3 protein-coding genes are annotated in these 1852 nt (G+C 50.8%); all 3 read left to right on the top strand.

Annotation, left to right across the window (positions count from 1 at the left end; all coding sequences use genetic code 11):
- Positions 1–263: 263 nt before the first annotated feature.
- From VGS11_13625 to VGS11_13635, 3 genes are read left to right on the top strand one after another with little or no spacing between them, the layout of a single operon-like run.
- Positions 264–890, top strand: a complete 627-nt coding sequence (locus VGS11_13625) for an LAGLIDADG family homing endonuclease (GenBank protein HEV2121127.1) — start codon at positions 264–266, stop codon at positions 888–890.
- A complete protein-coding gene (locus VGS11_13630; protein HEV2121128.1) occupies positions 883–1317 on the top strand; it encodes a hypothetical protein in 435 nt (144 codons plus the stop codon). Before VGS11_13625 ends, VGS11_13630 begins: the two co-directional genes overlap by 8 nt.
- Positions 1314–1751 (top strand): hypothetical protein, encoded by a 438-nt coding sequence (locus VGS11_13635; GenBank protein HEV2121129.1) that lies wholly within the window; start codon positions 1314–1316, stop codon positions 1749–1751. The genes VGS11_13630 and VGS11_13635 overlap by 4 nt, the downstream gene beginning before the upstream one ends.
- The last annotated feature ends 101 nt before the right edge of the window (positions 1752–1852 follow it).

Below are 1852 nucleotides of genomic sequence, written 5' to 3' on the forward strand. Positions count from 1 at the left end.
CGGTCCACCCGCGGCTCGGAATTGCAAATCACTACAGGGTTTGGAGGGAAGCCACGGTCAGGGAGATTAACGAGAGGAGGATGCGAACAGACAAGCTGATCCTCGAACTGATTCCTGTCTACGAGGCCGCAATGGAGAAAAGGGCAGAGAACAGTCTTGAGAAATGATGTTGGTAGTTAAATTTGCTACGCGGTTTTGTTCCTGAATCATAAACGGCAAGAAATAGCTCGGTCCAGAACTCCAAGAGCAGTCGAGACCCTCCGATTGACGAATTCGTTGAACCATATTCAACTTGGGAGCAAGTTGCGGGATACTTCGACGGGGATGGCAGTGTTTCAATCTTCATTGGTAAGTTTACCATAGCGTTTTACCTTGATTGGGCGGATCAAAGCAAGGACCAATTGGTTCAGGTCACGGAATTCTTACGCAGACAAGGCATCCATACGGGTGACCCAAGAAAGATGAGCAATTCAGCAGCCTATTCTCTCAGAATAGCTGATCAAGATTCTGTGGTAAAAGTAGCAGAACTGATTGCACCTTATTGTCATAAGAAGAGAAAGGAATTGCTGACCTTGCTTGAATACCGAAAACACGACCTGATATCAGCCACGGAAGTTCAGAGAAGATTCCAGAGGTTCGTGGAACTGGGGATTCGTGAACGACATGGAAGGAGGCCCTTCAGGGATATGCCATGGTCATACAGCGTCGGTTACCACCTGTCGAGAAAGAACATCTGGTTGCTTTCTCATCGACCGAGACTCATCCTAAGCGAAGCGCAGAAACGCGAAGCATTGCAGCGGCACAAAGTTTTTGGGGAGTCCATTAGTGCTCTTAGTTTGTTCTATGGAATATCACGCTCGGCGATGGGGAGGCTACTGAAACATGGCTGAGATTGCAAAATGCCCCCATGGAGAAATTGTCTTTATGGGCATGGTCAATGTGAACAGGGACAATTACCTTCAAGGTACAGTGGACGTGTGGCGGTGCAGGGGTTGCAAGAAGCTCTTCTGCGACGACAAGAGGTACGGAGAACCCCTCAAGGCCAGCGTCGGCTTCGAGTCAATCCCGGACGACGAGCAATGGGCCGTGCTTACCTGCACAACGCTGAAGGAAGTCTTCATGAACAGTCTCGGAGTCAAGCCTGGTAAGAAGGTCACGCATGCATGCCGTAACGGCGAAGTGCACGAATTCGTGGTCGAGGAGGACTTCTCACTGTCGCCACACGTGGCGAACCCTATCCATCGGCTCTACCTCGTCAAAGACAACGTCAACAAGAATATTGAAGCAGGATACTACAAACTGACCATGGCGAAATGACGTCCGGCATCAGAAGGGCCGCCGGCGGGTTGTTGGTCCTTGAAGCAATATGGGCGATTTACACGGTGTACGAAGCCCCGATAATAGTCTGCTCCACCAACCTGTGCCTCAGTCCACCACTCAATCCACTTTACTCCGAAGCCCTTCTGATGGAATTGGCGGCAGTCATTCTTCTGGTGGTCGGCCTCATTGGAATCTGGGGATACTGGTTGGCTTATCCCGCGGGAGCAGCGCTCTCAGCGTTGTTCCTTCTAGCGATGGGATTTTCGGCTTGGATAGAAATCAATTATGCATACGCCGTCGCTGAGACTTACTTATCTCTCGTCGGCGCGGCCTTGGCTGCCATCGCCCTCCTTGTGAACCTAGTTGCCTGGAGGGCCAAGTACGCGCTGTCAGAACAGGCCAATCCGATGAACTTGCCAGTCTTTGGCTAGATGCGGAAGTTGGAGATTTGTTTCTTCTCCAATAAGCTTCCTACGTTTTCTCGGAGGGAAGGGAGGTCGATTCCCGCATACCTAAGGGAATTGAATCCGAG

The organism is Candidatus Bathyarchaeia archaeon (assembly GCA_035935655.1).
In the GTDB taxonomy this organism is placed as follows: Archaea; Thermoproteota; Bathyarchaeia; order 40CM-2-53-6; family 40CM-2-53-6; genus 40CM-2-53-6.

Coding starts and splice junctions, on each gene's coding strand:
- VGS11_13630 (HEV2121128.1), top strand. CDS start 883: ATGGCTGAGATTGCAAAATGCCCCCATGGAGAAATTGTCTTTATGGGC.
- VGS11_13635 (HEV2121129.1), top strand. CDS start 1,314: ATGACGTCCGGCATCAGAAGGGCCGCCGGCGGGTTGTTGGTCCTTGAA.